The sequence below is a fragment of the Microcoleus sp. AS-A8 genome, from assembly GCA_039962225.1.
GTDB lineage: Bacteria > Cyanobacteriota > Cyanobacteriia > Cyanobacteriales > Coleofasciculaceae > Allocoleopsis.
Genome location: JAMPKV010000009.1, coordinates 72,406 through 90,927, shown reverse-complemented (window position 1 = coordinate 90,927; position 18,522 = coordinate 72,406). Strand labels below are relative to the sequence as shown.

Sequence of the window (18,522 nt, the reverse complement as noted above, 5' to 3'; positions counted from 1 at the left end):
GCGTCCTTTAGGGGTTACTGAGGGAGCATGACTGGCAGCTCAATCCAGAATTCTGTTCCCTCTCCTGGTGTTGAGACACATTTCAACTGACCACCATGTTTGTCAACGATAATTTGGTAGCTGATGGACAATCCTAGACCAGTTCCTTGACCTACAGATTTGGTGGTAAAGAAGGGGTCAAAAATCTGTTGTTGTACCTGAGCTGTCATCCCAGGGCCATTGTCGGCAATGCGAATTAACACCGTATTGTCGTCTTTGAGTTGGGTATCAATCCGAATACAAGGAGTTGTAGGTTGAACGTTATTGTTTAAACTTTCAACCTTAGACTTTTGAGTCCCTTCAAACTTGTAACTTTCAACCTGCCATCTTTCATCGTTCAACTCTTCTAAGGCATCAATGGCATTACCCAAGATATTCATAAATACTTGGTTCATTTGCCCCGCATAACACTCTACCAACGGCAATTCACCATACTCTTTAACGATCTCAATTTTGGGTCGTCCAGCTTTTGCTTTCACTCGATGCTGCAACAACAGTAGGGTATTATCGATGCCTTGGTGTAAATCGACTGGCTCTCTAGCCGCTTTATCTAAGCGGGAAAAGTTCCGCAATGAAAGAACGATTTGACGAATACGTTCGGCTCCCATTTGCATGGAGTTCATCAATTTAGGTAAGTCTTCGCTGAGGAAATCTAAGTCAATTGACTGCTCCTCTGCTTGAATGATGGGTGCCGGCTGAGGATATTCCTGTCGATAAAGGTCAATCAAGTGCAGTAAATCTTGAGTGTATTGAGTTGCATGGGGAATATTACCGTAGATAAAAGAGACGGGGTTATTGATTTCATGAGCAATTCCGGCAACTAATAACCCCAGACTCGACATCTTTTCGGTCTGAATCAGTTGCGTCTGAGTTTCTTGCAGTTCGTGTAAGGTGTGCTCGAGTTGAGTGGCTTTTTCTCTCAATTGGGCTTCCGATTGTTTTATGGCTTCCTCAGCCCGTTTTCGCTCTGTCACATCGCGGAAGTTGACCACAATACGCGTCACAGGAGAATCCATGAGTAAATTGCTATAGGTTGATTCGATATAGCGCCATGAACCGTCTTGGTGCCGAAATCGGAACTCTAGAGATAAATCAGTGGTTGGGTTTTGCAAAAAGTCTTGAAAATTCTGTTCAATATTTACTAGATCATCGGCATGTACTAACTCAAACAGATTCTGACCCATTAATTCTTTGGGCTTGTATCCTAAAACACCGCGAATAGCCGGACTGGCATACTTAATGGTTCCATTGGCTTCTAAAATTGTAATTAGGTTAGAGCTGGTTTGAATGAGCGATCGCCATTTGGCTTCGTTTTGTGCCCAGACGGTTGCTTCTCGCTTGTGTTCTTCCTCAACACCAATAGCGGCAGCAATAATCCCCATCAACGTTTTGTCAGCTTTACTGGGAATAAAGGGATTCTGATACACCACAGATAAAGCCCCGATATACTCTCCAGCACATCTCACGGCTTGCCCGACATAGGTTTGTAACTGATGACCCACAATGTCGGGGTTTTTGTGGGCATAAGAGGTATTTTGTAAGTCTTGAAGCACAAAGACTTGATTGCTGCCCTGCTGAATCACTTCATGACAAATGTTGTGTTTCGGTTCACCTACATGAATGTAATTCGGCGGCGTCTGCCATTGACCTAACGACCAAAGTAAGTCTTGATTCAGTCGATTGTAAACCGCCCATCTTCCACCGAGTAACTCTCCCGCTAAAGCTGTGAGGCGATTGATGTTCTCATCTGGATCGGAGTCAAGGCTCAAAAAACACTCATGGAGTCGGGAAAGTTTTTGTTCTGCCTTGAGATTGGTGATATCGCTCAAGGTACAGATGACTCGTTCTACACAACCATCCATACCTAATTTGGGTTCAGTACTAACCGATAGCCAAATTCGATCTTTGAGTAAGGGTCGATACACTCCTAAAACTAAATTACGTAGGGGTTGGCGGCTCCCCAATAGCATTAAAATATGTTTGGCTCTTACGGGTACTGACTGGAGTTTGAGCTGAAACGGTTTGCCATTTTCTTGGATGATGTGCCAATCTGGATCAACGGGAGTTTGACCCAACAACTGACTCTCACTCAGTCCTAGTAAGTTGAGTGCGGTTTGATTAACGAAGCGAATTTCTCCTTGCGCTTCCATCACCAAGATACCGAGGGGTAATTCTTGGAAGAGCGCTTCCGAAAGGGTGTTGTCCCGATGCGTTAGGCCAATTCTTTGAGGATTGAGTTGTAAAGGTAACATAGCTTCCAGCCAGGGCGCTTGGTGAATACATGGAGTCCTCGCTGACTCCTGTGTAACGTGTCTCATGTGTAGCGGAATACACCCTGGGAAAGAACTTTGTTCCAACTCTTTCTATAGACTTAGAAATTACTATTGCCTCCGGACAGAAGTAATTCATCGGTTAGAAAAGAGGGAATGACGGAAGCAACGAGCCACCCAAGACCGATTGGGCGAGTTTACGGCTTTTTGTAGGTGGCACTAAGTTAAAAAGTTTTCTTCCAAGAGATTAAATTAGAGCTTTGATCCAGATCCAAGTCTCTAGTTCATCAGGGGAGAAAAAGTATATTTTAAATGGAGATAACCTACTTCAATCTTATCGTTTTTTAACTTTGTGATTGGGTTGGGTTAAAATCACTCAAAAATTTGAAGTTTTTAAAGTCTTGATAAAGTTCAATATCTCTCATAGAATATTGTAAAGTTATTAAAAAGTTACGGCAGGGCGGAACAACCATTTTTTGTTGAAACATTGATTGTTCCATACTTTAGCTAAAACCGAAATGAACCCTTAAAAAATTAATAAAAAACTTCAAATTTAGATTACAAATCTTAATAGAACTTATTAATGGTTTTTCTCGAAAAAAATAATAATTTCTTACTTAAGGTATATGAGTAAGTTTAATCCAGGAATAGTCCGGGAAAGCGTCCACAACAGCAAGGCGATGTAGAGAATGCCGAGGCTCCATTGATACCAAACCAAAGCGGAAAGGATACCCGGAAGATGTTTGTCTCGCAGACGAATGTCGTTGAAGCCAAGTTTGAGCAAGTTGTTGAGGCTGAAGTCGTAGTAGTTGAGCCAGTTCCAACGACGATCCCAAAGGATGGGCATGTAGCGATCGCGAAACATTTCAAACCGGGGCATCACCGGCAGGCGTCCAATCAACAGACGCAACTGACGCAGACTCCCATCTTCTACGAAATAGCTGACATCCATCAAATCATGGTAACGACCTTGCTGGTACAGTCGCCACAGCAACAACATAGGCACGGGTAAAATAACCACCCCTAAGCAAGCCAGCGTTAACCAGGGGCGATCGCTCGTGCGAAAAATTGCCGTGACACCCGCAAAAGTCAATACTCCGTAACTGCCGAACATCCAAGGCGTTTCAAACACCGTGGGGACAATCGGTTGAGGGTGGCGACGGCGGAAACGATCAACGAGCCAGAAGAAGAGGCCGAAATAAGCGATCGCCACCACTCCCACCCCAAAAACCAGCCAAAAACTGGTGCCATAGCGACTAAGTAGTAATAGCAGGCTCAACCCGACGCAAGACACAGCATCTAATACCCAGCCAAGAGGCGAGAGGGGGATCACAGCTTTAGTAAGTAGGGGAAGGGGGGAAGAATTTTGGGGTGAGGTGTTGATAAAATCTTCTCTTTCTAAATCAGAAGCAACACTCTCCATCCTTTTCTTTGTTACTACAAGGCGATGCCCCAGTTGCCGTAGTCGCAGCCGCTGAGTTGTATACTCCAGCTGATTGGCATCGGCAATTTGTTGCAAAAAGCGAAAATTCCTGACTAAATTGCGGAGGACGTCTTCATTTCCTTCCAGTACTGGCACGGAAAGCACACGACCAATTCGACCCGTATCCCCAATGATTTTGGCTTGGTCGGAGTCAAAAGTTAGACTCGCAACATTGAGATAAACATCGTTAAGAAATCGGGCATTACTAAAATCTACCTGTTCCAGAAGACTAACCGCGCGTAGATTGATGGGTTGATTAAACTGAGTTTCCCGGAAGGCGACGGATTTCTCAAAGCTTGCCTCTGTGAGGAAAAGAGGTTCTAGAAAGCGACTTTTGCTGAACAGAGCGCGATCATGCCAGTTCGTATCGGTAAAATCAGCGAACTCCTGGAAATGCGATCGCGGGAGCGTTGCGGGGCGTAGCCCAGCGCTGTTGCTTTCAGCAGCTCGCGTTTGACCGGGATGCTCATAGAAGGTAGCGTCATCAACGGCGGAGGAGTTAGCGCGGCCAAAGACAGAGCGTGTAAAATTTGCTAATTGTGCAAACTGCGCGTGACTAAAAATTGCATTCCCCTCAAAGGTGCTGCCTGGGAAATTAGCAACCCCTCGAAATTGCGCCCGAGCAAAGGTTGCTTTGGTAGAAAATAGACTACCGCTAAAATTCGCTTCTCGACCAAACGCCGCATCGGCAAAGTCAACGGAGCGAGTCCAGCGTGTTTCTGACCAATCAGACTCTTGAGTAAAAACGGCACCATTGGCTTCTACCCGGTTGAGAAAGAAGGTATTGGCGAAATTGACCGTTCCGATCACTCGCGTTTGCACTAACTTGATTGCACCCCGGAAGACCGTTACAGTGGGAATTATCGTCGGCTGAGATAATCGACGAGAGTCACGCAATAGCTGTTGTTGTTCGTCGGGTGTCAACAGGGGTGACAACGCCTCCCCATGTAGGGGTGTACGCAAACCTAACTTACTACCGATCAGTTCTCCTTGAATTAGAGAACGGCTGAAATCGATACCCAATGGGGTTTCGGAGCGATTGAGTTGGGTTTGTAGTAGTTGGTAAAATTGGTCGCGAAACTCGGCATTTTCCGAGCGCAAGTTAATAATCAGTTGGCGCAGATCGATGGTGCGAACGCCTTCGCTTTGAATAGGCGATTTTAGGCGTTCTTGCAGGAGTTCTAGGGTTAAAGGCGATCGCTGTGTCGCGGCTGTTGCTGTCCATGCAGGTAGCATCAGCAGCAGCAAAATCAGTAATAATCCCACTAGTAATTTTGGGAAGTAGCCAATCGACTTCACTCCCTGGTGTCCCCCATAAACAAAAATGCTTTCTTATCTTCCCTCTGAAACGGTGTGAATAAGAAAATCATCGCCACTGCAATCACAACAGCGAGAATTACGTTAAGTCCTATGAAGACAGAGTCTCCAATTTGGTGTTCTTTTATTAAGTGTCGCTCTTTCCATCCCACAAGTGACCAAAGGCTAGAAGCTTTGAGGAGTACTCGATACGGCTCACCCAATCCTCTGGCCATGCTGCTATCTTCTCCTACCTGTGTTCTCTGTAGCTCTGTGGTTTATTAGTTTTCACAACCCATTGAAAATCACTATTATTTACTCCATAATCAGAGCAATTTTACCCGTTGTTGACCCCGTTTCGATCGCCTTATGAGCCGCTGCCGCCTCATGGAGAGGATAAGTCTCACTCAGGTGGATTTTGAGTTTACCTTCATCTATCCATTTAGCACACTGCTTGAGAATCTCAGCTTGATGCTGCTGGGCGGCAACCAATCCTTGTAACAATGGGGTGAGCATAAGTTCAAAGCTGAGCCGGAGATTACGCGATCGCGCCGTCTTCCAATTGGTCGCCGAGTCGGGTTCAAGAATCGTCACCACATCGCCATACACTCGCACTGCCGGAAACGACTTCGCGAAGGTTTCACCGCCTATCGTATCAAAGGCAAGGTCTACCCCCTCTCCCCCCGTCCAATCTAGCGCCGTTTGCACAAAGTCAGTTTGTTGATAAAGGATGGGATGATCCGCACCCAACTGACGCACTAATCTCGCTTTGTCCTGAGAACTAACGGTCGTACAAACCTTAGCCCCTTTAAGTTTCGCGAGTTGGATGGCAACATGACCCACACCACCCGCACCGGCATGAATCAGCACTTTTTGACCAGCTTCCAAGCGTGCGCGATCGTAAAGGGCTTCCCAAGCGGTGATTAATACTAAAGGTGCAGCCGCCGCTTCAGCAAAAGACAGGGAAGCGGGTTTTGGGGCAACCAATCGCTCATCTACAACAGTTAACTCCGCATAGTTGCCCGTGTTCGATTTTCCCAAGCCTCCAGCACAAAAGTAAACTTCATCCCCTACGCGAAATTGCTGGACGCCAGAACCAACAGCTTCCACCACACCAGCACCATCACAGCCTAAGATAGCTGGCATCTGGTCTGGGTAAAAGGTACCTCGCTGCCGCAGCTTGGTATCAATTGGGTTCACCCCAGCCGCGTGCAGACGCACTAAGATTTCTGTATTATTTTGAATTTTGGGTTCTGGTATTTCCTGAAGTTGCAGCACTTCTGGTGTTCCAGGGGCTGTCATTAAGATGGCTTTCATACGTTGTTTGTAGCTAAGACAATATCTGGTATTTGAAACTTTACCGCAGGTGTTGACATTCTTAACGTGTTTCAACAGTTGCAGGCTTAAGGATAAAAAGCACTCTCTCCTCGCTCTTGGCCTATGACACCTGCTTTCAAGGTAAACTCTAAGTCAGGACAGAAATAACGGTGCGACACTTGGGTTAGCTCAAGCCATTGCCAATTTGTCGAATTTCCTTGACCATTGAGGCGTGCAAGGTACTGCCAAGAAAAAACTTGCTCTGCTTTAAGCCCAGCACTTGTGCGATCGCACGTTGCTCAATGACGCAAGATTGTGATTACCGCCTGATTAGTCTCTGACTTTTCACACCATCTGGAAAAACCAACCGTAAACCTAACTCCCCAACCTCTTTGTATCAGCTTTGGTTCCCTACAAGGCAAGGGGGAAAATTCAAAGCCTCACTCATAGAGTAAGAGAGAGGTTTTCCACATCCCGTGAACAGTTAGGATTAAGCTATGTTTACCTACAAAGCTCATGCTATTTTAGCTTAGGGTCAAGAATTGTTACCTATGTCTTTAAGTTCAGTTATTACTAACTGCATTGCGATTAGGTCTCGTTTATGATCGAAGTAGTTTTCTGATGCTCCATTATGTCCCGAACATTACGTGTACATCCGCAGTATATTCAAACCGTTAAGTCAATTTGGGAGCGGAAAAGTGATGGACGCGATCGAGTTCTAGCGGAAGAATTAGGGTTAGCTCTGCCTCAAATTCATCTTTTCCTTAAAGGCCAATTTTTGAGTGGCCTGGATTTTTTAGAAATTTGTCAAGCCTTGGAGTTGAACTGGCGAGAAGTCGCTGGCTTACATTTACCTGAGACTTCAGATTTGGCTTGGCCTGTAGCCTCTAACCAAGGGAAATCCTTCCCTAACCCCAGCCTTGATACAGCGGTTATTAACCTGAATCAAGCCATCGATGAGTTGGTGAGTGTTCTTTGTGCAATGCTGCGCCGTCTGACTCGAAAAGTCGGAGATTTTATTAGGGCAGATCGCACCAGCATTTTTTTACTCGATTCCCAAAGAAACGTACTCGGCTCCATTAATGCAGAGGATGGAGAAGGTGGATCTCTAGTGATTGAAGTTCCCTTAGGCCGGGGAATTGCTAGTTTGGCTGCCACGACTTCAAGTGTGATTAATATTCCCTTTGATGTCTACAATGACCCACGTTCTGAAGAAGCAAAAAAAACCGATCAAATAACTGGATACCGGACTTACACAATCTTAGCTTGGCCTCTCTTTAATAAGGAGCAAAATTTAGTAGCGGTCGTGCAACTTATTAATAAATTGAGGCAGAATTGTGACCCTGGATTTGAATTATCAAGAAGAATCGATATTAAGGGTTTTACGCACGAAGATGAATCCCTATTTGCTACCTTCGCGCCTTCAATCCTCCAAGTTTTAGAACGATGTCAGTTCTGTTACCAACTCACCCAGCAACTCAGAGAAGATACACAGCTTAATAAGCATAAACCAGACATTATTTTGCAGAATACTCAATTGATTGCAGAATTAAAGCAACAAGAGCAACTACTCCGAAAGATTATTGACAGAATGTAGAGTAAGGCACCTGTGTGGAAATCAGATGCCAAGTAAGTGGAGAAGCAAAAAAGTAGTCCAATAACAGCCCTTCCTGGTTGTCAAACCCTGTACTCCAGCCAAAGGTTAGACAAAAAGTCAAAGGAACCCTTAAAGATGCAGTTAAAAAACTGATAGGAGTCAAGAAAGGTCAATTGGAAGAATTAACTATTAATTCCCTAACTCAATTCCGCAACCGAAGACTGTTAACTTCAATCTCTCTCAACAAGTTGACGAACTGCACTAACAATCAAATCTGGTTGCTCTAAGGGAATAAGGTGTCCACTCTTTTCTGCAATGATATATTGGCTATTGGACGAAAGTTTAGTTAAATCTAACTGAAGTTCCTGCCATCTCTGGAATTTTTCATCACTCATTTCTGGCGCTTTGGTACCTTGAATTAACACTATCAAAGGCAAATTATTCAATGATGTAACGGCTTGTAATTGCTCAAAGCTTTTTTCAAGGTTGGCACGTTCGCTAGATAGGGTTGCCCAATAGTGAGGACGATAACAGTAGGATTTGTAAGTATCAAACAAGGCTTGGACTGCTAGCGGATATTTTTTAATTTCTTGTTTGATCTGTTCAAGAATTGGCAACAAGTTAAGTTCCCCGATTAATCGCAACACACCAACTCGACTGGCAACCCCCATCACTTGATAAAGCCATAACTGCCTTTTGATGCCTTTCCAGGTTTCGGATGTCATGTAGCTTTCATGGGAGGCATCCACCAACACCAATCCAACCACATCTTCTGGATATTGACTTGCATATAGCCGCATATTGGCTCCACCCAAGGAGTGTCCAACCAAAATGTAAGGAGGGTTGATCCCAGCTTTAACCAGAAGTGTATGCAATTCATCAACGCTTTGCTGACTCGTGCGCGGTGTCCTGAGATTGGGATCGCTCCAACCTAAACCCGCTCTATCGTAAGTACACACACGAGTAAATTTAGCAATTTCATTTGGAACCAAACCCCATGTGATTGATGGAGCACCAGCACCAGCATCCATTACAACTGTTGTTGTACCCTGACCCATACAGTTGAGATGTAGACGAAATCCCCCAATATCAACAAACTGACCTAGCAGGGGGTATTTATGCCGATCAACAGCTTCACTGACTGTTTGGTATAAAATTCCCAAAAGTAATCCGACTGCGATAACACCTAGCCCAAGCCAAATCAACTTTTCCGTAATTATCATACCGAAAGCTTAATAATATTTTTGGAGTCAAAAGCTGAGTGAGGAAACCAAAAAACTGATGAGAAATCCCATAATCGTGGAGAAAGCAACTGTATGCCTTGTAAAAATGCTGCGTTTGACATGGCGGCCTCCTGCTTGCAACACAAACAATCGTATCTCCGGATTTAGCCCTGAGGATACGAAGAAGTATGCATGTCAACAAAAAACCGTGCAGCGCTTGCGTTGCACGGCGTTTGGTATGGTGTGAGGAGCTTAAGCTCGATTCTGATCCTATAGCCGACTCAGCCAGGGAAAGGCACTCGTAACAGTTTTTGAAACACTAAGGCAGTCCTATTGAATCTGAATCCTTAAAATAGAGATTACAATCCCACCTCAGTAATTATTTTGTGTGAAGCAAGGATCGCTTGGTTCAGCCTACCAGTTCCAGACTCGCCAGATTGTTTGTTTAGAGCATGAAAATACTCGCCTCTACACGGAAGTTATTCAAGTTGTCACATCACGGCAAGTCTGTTGGGTACGTCCGTTGATGCTGGCTGTCTCACCCATAGAGCCTGACTCGCAGCCTACCTTTTCACCCGAACAGCTCAATTTATACGACTTGCGCCAGGGAGCTGATTTGCTTTGGCCTGCGAGTTTATTTCGGCTTGCTTTGGATACAGAGGTTATTCCCCTGTTAGTTCAACTAGATGACCCCAGCAAGGTGCAACAAGCCAACCCCTCAGAAGCTCACCAGCAACTCAGTGGTTTTGTCCGTAAAGTTTGGCAAGCCTATAAGAGTGCCTTTTGAGCTGACTCTTCTAGAAGGGCACTCAGGACTTTGCGCTAGTTTGTAAGTCCCTGATTCAGACGAATCGTTTGGACATCTTCCGCCTCGTTCCGGGTGATCACACCCGAATTTTGTTTCTTAGGCTCTGTCACAAACTCTAAGGGTGTGCTTTATCGTGGCTCACCCACTCCCCCATCTTCTACGCCTGACGATAGCCGAAGTCAGACACAGCCTTAGCTCTAGTAGGCGCACTGAATGCGAACAAGCGAGAATACTGGGTATGTTTTTCGCACCTTGGTCCCTACTGGGAGATGGTTGGGTGTTTCCACCCAAAACTAATCGTAAATTATCCGCCTGTAGTTTTTTAACCTAAGCCTATATCCACACAACTACCTAGTTTAGGAACGCTCTGATGAGAGTGAACGAACCTAATTTATAAGTGCTTCTGGCTTTAGGCATCTGTAATGAAGTTTAGATGGTAGGAACTAACTGAATACGACCTGCATCCATCTCAGACATGAGTAATTCCAGAGCTTCATAATCAACATCTGAGATGTGACCCAGTCGAGTCAGTTCATAGTTGATTTCGTTCTCTATATCAGGAGTTAATTTCCTAAGATGAAGGGCTTTTTCTACAAGATGACGAATAACATATGTAGTTTTCACAATCATTATGCCTAGAACTCCATACTAAGAAATTTTCGGCTGAATCCTTGGCATTTAGAGTGATCCAACTCCTGAAACTTAAGTGATCTAAATCACTATTTAGTGAGGCGGGATGCTCTCTATCTGTTCGCCATGACTTCCCTGCATGGTTTGGAATGCCCTCGACGCTTGCTAAATGTCTTATAGCTGACGTAGAAACAGATAGTCCTTTTCCAAGTATGGCTCTTACTTTAAGGATAGTGATCACTGGGCGCTAGCGTTCTCAATCTAGCGTTTCTTTGAGTAGGGAATTTCTGGAATTTAGACAAAATAGCTTTTTGTAGCCCAAACTTTAAGACATGGAAAAACGTTTCATAAATAAAACTTATAATCATGCTAAATAAAATTGAGGATCAATGTACTTCTTTGGAAAGATTTTTTTTAAATAGGTATAGAGGTACACAAAATTTTAATAAGGTTTATTTAAAACTTTATTAAAGTAGAACGGCTTGATGAAGATTTAGCAAACCCTACCAGAGGTAGTGGTTGAGGAAAGAACGAAAATAGTATGTTCAATACATTCTCTTTCAAGTCTTTTTACTAAAAAAGGTGGAACTTAATTATGACAATTGCTATCAGGGATTCACAGTTGACTATCATTCAACCTTCTGGTCATATCAATGCTGCCAATGCCGCCGAGTTCCAACGTCAGCTAACCGGTGCTGTCACGTCAGCTCCGAATGCGGTTTTGGTGGACATGCATCGGGTAGAGTCTCTCGATAGTGCGGGCTTGATGTCGTTGATCTGTGCGTTTCGTCTCGCGCAACGTCTGAATCGGCGCTTTGGGATTTGCTGTGTGGCTGCCTCAATTCAGATGATTTTTGAACTGACTCGGCTAGATGCGGCGTTTGAAATTTATCCCAACCGTGATGCTTTCTGTGCCCTGCTTGAGCGAGGGGAGGAATCTGTGAGGCTGATCGCTTAGTGTCAAATCACAGAAGATCGTCGGATTGTTCCTCTTGTAACAACCCAACGATTCTCCTCCTCTTAGCTCCTAGGGCAACCCGTTAACCGCTCCTAACTGTCACGACGACTGACGCTGTATGAAACTAGCTCTCTAGAATCCGAGACAGACACGTTGCCATCCTAACAGCACCATCCTTGGCTTTCAGATGGAAGGCTCTTCATGGTGCAAAGCGCCCTAGCGTTCGCCCCATAAAACAGCTAGTTAGATGAATACCTTCTACAATGAATGATTGCTAAGGGTTAGCTGTCAACGAAGCAGCAAAGAAGGTTGCAATGGCGTTCACCGTCGAGGAACTACTCACCAAACAGATAATGGGGCCGGCGCGTTACCTGGGTAACGAATTGGGAGCGGTACATAAGCCCTGGGACACGGCACAAGTGCGGTGGGTCTTAACCTACCCGGAAATTTACGAAGTCGGCGCTTCTAATTTAGGGCATATTATTCTCTACAATATTTTGAATGCCCAGCCCAGGCAACTGTGCGATCGCGCCTACTTACCCGCGCCCGACTTAGCCGCAAAACTGCGAGAAACCAAGACGCCTCTGTTTGCTGTTGAGAATCGGCGATCGCTCCAAGATTTTGATATTTTAGGCTTTAGCCTCAGCTATGAACTAGGGGCAACCAACATCCTGGAAATGTTGGATTTGGCAGACATTCCCCTAACCTGGCAAGAACGTGCCGCCAGTGACATCACAGAAATCCCCCTGATTTTTGCGGGTGGACAGACAGCAACATCTAACCCCGAACCCTACGCCGACTTTTTTGACTTTATCGCCTTGGGAGATGGGGAAGAACTACTGCCCGAAATTGGCTTAGTCTTGGAAGAAGGCAAAACCGCGGGGTTAAGTCGAGAAGCGTTACTGCTGGATTTAGCCCAGATTCCGGGTGTGTATGTCCCGCAGTTCTACGATATGGCAGAAGATGGTTCCGTCCATCCTAACCGCCCAGATGTGCCCAAGCGGATTCTACGACGAGTCGCCACCCCCATGCCCGCTTACTCGATTGGGTTGGTTCCCTACGTGGAAACAGTCCACGATCGCCTCACCATTGAAATTCGTCGAGGCTGTACTCGTGGTTGTCGCTTTTGTCAACCCGGAATGCTAACTCGTCCGGCGCGGGATGTGGAACCGGAACAAGTGGTAGAAGCGATCGAGAAGGGAATGAGGGCAACTGGATATCACGAGTTTTCCCTATTATCTCTGAGTTGTTCCGACTATCTGGCACTGCCAGCCGTCGGCATGGAAATCAAAAATCGCCTCAAGGATGAAAATATTTCCCTCTCCTTGCCCAGTCAGCGGGTAGATCGATTTGATGAGAATATTGCCAATATCCTAGGGGGTACGCGGCAGGGCGGTTTAACCTTTGCCCCAGAAGCCGGAACGCAGCGAATGCGGGATATTGTGAATAAGGGCTTAACCAATGAAGAACTGCTGCGAGGCGTGAAGACGGCATTTGAGCAGGGTTGGAATAAGATTAAGCTCTATTTCATGATTGGCTTACCGGGGGAGACGGATGTCGATGTCGTCGGGATTGCCGAGACGGTGCGCTGGTTGCAGCAGAAATGTCAGGCACAACGAAGAAGACCTTTGAATTTTAATATCACCATTTCTAATTTCACACCGAAGCCTCATACCCCGTTTCAGTGGCATTCGGTTTCAACGGCGGAGTTTAAGCGCAAGCAAGCGTTACTGCGTCAGGAATTTCGCTGGATTAAGGGCGTGAAGGTGAATTTCACCGATGTCCGAATTTCGGCAATGGAAGACTTTGTGGGGCGGGGTGATAGGCGCTTGTCTGCCGTACTGCGTCGGGCTTGGGAACTTGGTGCAGGGATGGATTCGTGGTTTGATAATTTAGATCGGGCGTTTGGGGCTTGGGAACAAGCGATCGCAGAATCTGAGCTTACCTGGAAATATCGCCAAGTGGAAAACGGCGAATGGAATGTGTTTCAGGAGTCAGATTCAACAACGCAAAATCCCTATGATGCACCGTTGCCTTGGGATCATATGGATACAGGGATTGATAAGAATTGGCTGGTTGCAGACTTACAACGGGCATTAGAAGCGGCAATCGTTCCCGATTGTTCCTTTGATGGCTGTTCTCACTGTGGCGTTTGCGGTGTGGACTTTGGTCACAATGTGGTGATACAACCTCTGCCTATCCCAGAATTTGCCGGTCATTTCAAGCCAAATTCCGAAAAAGTCCAGCGGATGCGGGTTTGGTATGGCAAGCTGGGCGATATGGCTTTGTTGAGCCATCTGGATTTGGTGCGTTTGTACGATCGCGCTGTGAGACGTGCCTCCCTACCCATCGCTTATACGGGTGGTTATCACCCGATGCCTCGAATTATGATTGCCAATGCGTTGTCATTGGGAGTGACAAGCGAGGGCGAGATTGTGGAGTTTGAGCTCACTCAATCGATGGAGGTTGAGGAGTTTAAGCAACGCTTGGCATCTCAATTACCTTCGGATATTCCTGTGTATCGAGTTGAGGAGGTGGATTTGAAGGCTGCGAGTGCGACTCAAGTGCTGGAACGGGCGGAGTATTTGCTGACTTTGGCAGTGGTTGATGGGCTTTCTCTCCCGCCGTGGCAGGATTGGGTTGAAGCGGTGAAGAATCGTGAGGAAATTCTGTGGAGCTATACCACAAAATCGGGACGGAAGCAAGAGGTGAATTTGCGCGATCGTTTGTTTGAGTTGGAGTTGAACGAACCACAGAGGCACAGAGAACTCAGAGAGAGCGAGGAAGAGGGGGTTTCGACGGGGGTGTTGCGTTATGTGGGGAGTTGTCGCAATGATGGTACGCTGTTGCGACCGGAGCATTTGGTTTATATGCTGGAGCAGGTGACGGGGTTAGAGTTTCAGTTGTGGCACGCTCATCGATTGAGGATGATGCTGAATGTCTCTTGATTTGGAGAGAGGAGCCTAGCTTAAACCTACTTGTCCTACCCAAAGAAAGTTGTAGATATTACAGCTTACAAAAATCCACGCGATTATAAAAAGAATCAGCACTCTGTGACCACAGCCCCCATACCAGGGAAGTGACCCAGGCACCAGCACCGGGAAGGTGACCTGGGGGGGCATCGGTATTATAAGTGAGTGATGAAATGCTTAGCCAGTTACGTCCCTCACGCCAACCGACGCGATCGCCCATCTTTTCCCAGTCTCTTGCGACTTCCTCATAGATGCGCTTTTGCACGCTAAAGCCGAAGCGTCCTTTTGAGTATTCCACCCAAAGTTTGTCAACCGTGCGTAGGTCAGTGCAGGGTAAATTGTTGATGGAATCCTCATTGAGCCAGCCTTCGTTGTCCCGACTGGCAACCTTGAGCATGACGCGTCGTGTTTCTTCATCCGCCTCTTTCCACTTGCCAGCGGTCAGTAAGTCACGCAATTGAGTGTAGTTAGCACCGACATCAGATAATAGTTCAACTTCGGACATTCGCTCCTCCTCGCGTCCCCAGACTTTAACCACTTTTCAACAGCTTAAATTGCATTGCCGCCTTTATCTATTTTCAGATAGCTGAAATTTTGACTTAGCGAAAATCTAGATTCACGTGTACCCCTAGAAGTAAATCCTACGGGCAATGCGAAAACATCTTCACTGCCCTAATGTGATAATCAAGCCTTCCGTGTAGAACATTTGATGAAAGCCTCCGCGCAGCTCACACACAAGATTATCGCAGCACAATGTGGTAACTGCGGTCGCTCCCTTGAGCTGCTGTCGGACACCTTATTGATACTACCCGAACAAAAAGTTAACATCCTCTTAGTAGACGACCAGCCGAAAAATTTGCTAGCTTTATCGGCGATACTCGATAGTCCCGATCTAAATCTAGTGAAGGCGGATTCGGGTATAGAAGCCTTAAGATGTCTGCTCAATCAGGATTTTGCTGTAATTCTGCTTGATGTCCAGATGCCTAATATGGATGGGTTTGAAACAGCGGCACTGATTCGACAAAGACAGCGCTCTCGACAAACCCCGATTATTTTTGTCACCGCACTGAATCGAGACGACACTCATGTGGAGAGAGGTTATGCCCTTGGTGCAGTGGATTACCTCTTAAAGCCTTTTGCGCCGGAAATCATCAAATCCAAGGTGACGGTGTTTGTTGAACTGTTCAAGAAAACACAGTTGCTCGAACAACAAGCAGCCCTCCTGGAAGCCGCTAACAAAAAACTCGAAAGTGAAATTACACAACGTCAGATTGCTGAGGAAGCACTGCGGGGTGCCCATGACTCTCTAGAAATTAAAGTTCAGGAACGAACAGCACAATTAGCTCAAGCTAATGCCTCACTGCAAGCTGAAATCAGCCAGCGCAAGCTGGCTGAGGCAGAGCTGTTCCGAGAAAAAGAACAGGCTCAAGTGACATTGCACTCCATCGGCGATGCCGTCATTACAATCAATGCCAAAGGCTTGGTTGAGTACCTCAATCCGGTTGCTTCTGAACTCACGGGCTTTCCTCCCCAGGAGGCCCAAGGAAAGCCACTATCTGAGATAGTCAGGATAGTTAATGAAACGACCCGTGAGCTTTGTGAAGGTCCAGCAGAAACCGCTATGCGTTCTGGCAAGCAAGTTTGCTTGGACAAGCCAACGCTCCTGATTACCCGTGAGGGTGATGAATTGGCGGTGGATAATTGCGCCACACCCCTTCGCGCTAGCGACAACCAGATTATCGGTGCGGTATTGGTGTTGAGGGATGTAACCGTCGCACGCCACATCGAACAGCAACTATCTTGGCAAGCTAGCCACGATGCCCTAACTGGACTGGTCAACCGACGAGAATTTGAAAACTGCTTACAAAAGGCTGTGCTCAGTGCCAAGGCTTCAGACCAACAACACGCTTTGTGTTATCTAGACCTCGATCAATTCAAACTGGTCAACGATACTTGTGGTCATATTGCTGGTGATGAACTGTTACGCCAAGTTACCGCTTTGTTTCAAAGTCAGGTGCGTACCTCCGATACTTTAGCTCGGCTAGGCGGAGATGAATTTGGTTTACTACTCTTCCATTGCCCCCTCGATGCAGCTTTGCGGGTAGCTTCTAAGCTGCTAGAGCAGCTCCAGGAGTTTCGTTTCGTGTGGCAAGACAAAACGTTCAGTATAGGGGTCAGTATTGGCTTAGTTGCCATTGACGCCAATACACAAAGTATGACTAGCGTGATGAGTGCTGCCGACTCAGCTTGCTATGCCGCCAAAAACAAAGGGCGTAATCGTGTACAGGTTTATCAAGCTGATGATCGCGAGTTGGCAATTCAACAAAGCCAAATGCAATGGGTGACACGGCTGACTCAAGCGCTTGAGGAGAATCGTTTCCGCCTTTATTACCAGTCGATTGTTCCCAGTCGTCAAACTTCGTCGTTGGCAACACATTACGAAATCCTCCTGCGCCTTGTGGATGAACAGGGGAATTTGGTGTCGCCAATGGCGTTTATTCCCGCTGCGGAACGCTACAATCTCATGCCAGCCATTGACCGTTGGGTCATTCGCACGCTGTTTACTAGTCTGGGACAGCACTACCGAGAAAACCGCAACCCTTGCCACTTCTTGGAGGATGGTTGTGATTGTTTGTATGCGATTAACCTTTCGGGTACGAGTCTCAACGACGAGCAGTTTATCGACTTTGTACGCGAACAGTTAGCCTTATACCAGGTTCCGCCTCAGGTGATTTGCTTTGAAATTACTGAAACCGTGGCTATAGCTAATTTGCGTCAAGCTGCTCAGTTTATGCGATCGCTAAAACAAGTGGGTTGCCGCTTTGCCTTGGATGATTTCGGCAGTGGCATGTCCTCGTTTGCTTATCTGAAAAACCTGCCGGTGGATTATCTCAAAATTGATGGGGGATTCGTCAGGCAAATTGTTGATGAGCCGACAGATTTAGCAATGGTAGAAGCCATCAATCATATTGGACATGTCATGGGTCTTCAAACTATTGCTGAGTTTGTCGAAAATGAGGCCATACTCGAAAAAATCGCAGCGATTCGCGTGGATTATGCACAGGGCTATGGTATTTCCCAACCCCGCCCCTTGGCATTCAACTAAGTTCCCCCAGGTCTACTCAGTAATGTGAAAGGTTAATAGCCATAAGGTTTGTTTAACACCCTAATTAAATTCTATGAGCAACTTAATAAAAACAAGATTTTCTTTTGTCATAAATCAATTAACTAATTTGAAGATATTGTCCCGACGTGAATCCTATACTCTCTTGTTTGATTCCTCAAATACGGCACAAGAGATTGCTTTTATGCTCGGTGGTGAGTGGGATGAGTGCAATGGTGTCGTCTTACCTTCATATGATGCAGTAGCTGTTAGCACAGCGGCGAAACTTTATGAAGCTTCCTGGTGTAAGAGTGGAGACTCTGTTGCTCTGTTACTCAGATTAATGCCTGATGAATTGATTAGGCGTTATGCCGCAGGAGAAAGGAATTTCAGTAATGCTAACTTGAGGTGTTCAATGTTAGCCTGCAAATTTTTACAGGAGGTTAAGCTCAATAATGCGAAGCTAAATTGGGCAAACCTAAGTGAGGCAAACTTAAGTGGAGCTGACTTAACAGGGGCAGACTTGAGCAATGCTAATTTAATGGGCACGTTCCTGAGTAAAAGTGACCTAATTAGGACGAACTTTACTAAAGCAAACCTAGAGCTTGCCGACTTAAGAGAAGCGAATCTTAGTAAAGCTAACCTAAGTGATGCTTGCCTGCGTCAGACAGATTTTAGAGGAGCCAATCTTAGTTATGCAGACTTAAGAGGAGCGGATTTGAGCGAAGCGAAGCTTCAAGGAGCATCCTTGACAGATGCCAAGCTAAATAATATGAACTGGGTAAGTCTAGCTAATGAAATAATTGACGACTAATATATGGCGATC

The 18,522-nt window shown here is 46.0% G+C and carries 12 protein-coding genes; 6 read left to right on the top strand and 6 right to left on the bottom strand.

Going from position 1 to position 18,522, the window contains the following annotated elements; genetic code table 11:
* Positions 1 to 14: 14 nt before the first annotated feature.
* From NDI48_15910 to NDI48_15900, 3 genes are all read right to left on the bottom strand, one after another.
* Positions 15 to 2,291 (bottom strand): PAS domain S-box protein, encoded by a 2,277-nt coding sequence (locus tag NDI48_15910; GenBank protein ID MEP0832660.1) that lies wholly within the window; start codon positions 2,289 to 2,291, stop codon positions 15 to 17.
* Positions 2,292 to 2,922: 631 nt separating this feature from the next.
* The gene (locus NDI48_15905) at positions 2,923 to 5,091 is read right to left on the bottom strand and encodes a pentapeptide repeat-containing protein (protein MEP0832659.1); all 2,169 of its coding nucleotides are present in this window, start codon (positions 5,089 to 5,091) and stop codon (positions 2,923 to 2,925) included.
* 312 nt (positions 5,092 to 5,403) lie between these two features.
* A complete protein-coding gene (locus tag NDI48_15900; protein MEP0832658.1) occupies positions 5,404 to 6,405 on the bottom strand; it encodes a zinc-dependent alcohol dehydrogenase family protein in 1,002 nt (333 codons plus the stop codon).
* Between the two features lie 631 nt (positions 6,406 to 7,036).
* Here NDI48_15900 and NDI48_15895 point away from each other — a divergent pair.
* Positions 7,037 to 8,002: a GAF domain-containing protein gene (locus tag NDI48_15895; protein ID MEP0832657.1), complete on the top strand. Its 966-nt coding sequence runs from the start codon at positions 7,037 to 7,039 to the stop codon at positions 8,000 to 8,002.
* A 230-nt stretch (positions 8,003 to 8,232) separates the two neighbouring features.
* Here NDI48_15895 and NDI48_15890 read toward each other — a convergent pair whose 3' ends face one another.
* On the bottom strand, positions 8,233 to 9,225 hold the full coding sequence (locus tag NDI48_15890; protein MEP0832656.1) for an alpha/beta hydrolase: 993 nt from the start codon (positions 9,223 to 9,225) through the stop codon (positions 8,233 to 8,235).
* Between the two features lie 388 nt (positions 9,226 to 9,613).
* Between NDI48_15890 and NDI48_15885 the strand changes: the two genes are divergently transcribed.
* On the top strand, positions 9,614 to 10,012 hold the full coding sequence (locus NDI48_15885; protein ID MEP0832655.1) for a hypothetical protein: 399 nt from the start codon (positions 9,614 to 9,616) through the stop codon (positions 10,010 to 10,012).
* A 450-nt stretch (positions 10,013 to 10,462) separates the two neighbouring features.
* Here NDI48_15885 and NDI48_15880 read toward each other — a convergent pair whose 3' ends face one another.
* Positions 10,463 to 10,657, bottom strand: a complete 195-nt coding sequence (locus NDI48_15880; protein ID MEP0832654.1) for a hypothetical protein — start codon at positions 10,655 to 10,657, stop codon at positions 10,463 to 10,465.
* Between the two features lie 601 nt (positions 10,658 to 11,258).
* Here NDI48_15880 and NDI48_15875 point away from each other — a divergent pair.
* Positions 11,259 to 11,621, top strand: a complete 363-nt coding sequence (locus tag NDI48_15875; protein ID MEP0832653.1) for an STAS domain-containing protein — start codon at positions 11,259 to 11,261, stop codon at positions 11,619 to 11,621.
* A 314-nt stretch (positions 11,622 to 11,935) separates the two neighbouring features.
* Positions 11,936 to 14,569, top strand: a complete 2,634-nt coding sequence (locus tag NDI48_15870) for a TIGR03960 family B12-binding radical SAM protein (GenBank protein MEP0832652.1) — start codon at positions 11,936 to 11,938, stop codon at positions 14,567 to 14,569.
* Between the two features lie 58 nt (positions 14,570 to 14,627).
* Here NDI48_15870 and NDI48_15865 read toward each other — a convergent pair whose 3' ends face one another.
* Positions 14,628 to 15,098 carry a GUN4 domain-containing protein gene (locus NDI48_15865; GenBank protein ID MEP0832651.1) on the bottom strand — a complete coding sequence of 157 codons (471 nt, stop codon included), beginning with the start codon at positions 15,096 to 15,098 and terminating at the stop codon, positions 14,628 to 14,630.
* Positions 15,099 to 15,302: 204 nt separating this feature from the next.
* Between NDI48_15865 and NDI48_15860 the strand changes: the two genes are divergently transcribed.
* A complete protein-coding gene (locus NDI48_15860; protein MEP0832650.1) occupies positions 15,303 to 17,699 on the top strand; it encodes an EAL domain-containing protein in 2,397 nt (798 codons plus the stop codon).
* 136 nt (positions 17,700 to 17,835) lie between these two features.
* Entirely contained in the window at positions 17,836 to 18,510 is a 675-nt protein-coding gene (locus NDI48_15855; protein ID MEP0832649.1) for a pentapeptide repeat-containing protein, read from the top strand.
* Positions 18,511 to 18,522 lie beyond the last annotated feature (12 nt).

Bases quoted from the DNA above. Each gene is read 5' to 3' on its own strand.
- NDI48_15900 (MEP0832658.1), bottom strand. From the start codon at position 6,405: ATGAAAGCCATCTTAATGACAGCCCCTGGAACACCAGAAGTGCTGCAA.
- NDI48_15895 (MEP0832657.1), top strand. From the start codon at position 7,037: ATGTCCCGAACATTACGTGTACATCCGCAGTATATTCAAACCGTTAAG.
- NDI48_15860 (MEP0832650.1), top strand. From the start codon at position 15,303: ATGAAAGCCTCCGCGCAGCTCACACACAAGATTATCGCAGCACAATGT.
- NDI48_15875 (MEP0832653.1), top strand. From the start codon at position 11,259: ATGACAATTGCTATCAGGGATTCACAGTTGACTATCATTCAACCTTCT.
- NDI48_15870 (MEP0832652.1), top strand. From the start codon at position 11,936: ATGGCGTTCACCGTCGAGGAACTACTCACCAAACAGATAATGGGGCCG.
- NDI48_15910 (MEP0832660.1), bottom strand. From the start codon at position 2,291: ATGTTACCTTTACAACTCAATCCTCAAAGAATTGGCCTAACGCATCGG.
- NDI48_15890 (MEP0832656.1), bottom strand. From the start codon at position 9,225: ATGATAATTACGGAAAAGTTGATTTGGCTTGGGCTAGGTGTTATCGCA.
- NDI48_15865 (MEP0832651.1), bottom strand. From the start codon at position 15,098: ATGTCCGAAGTTGAACTATTATCTGATGTCGGTGCTAACTACACTCAA.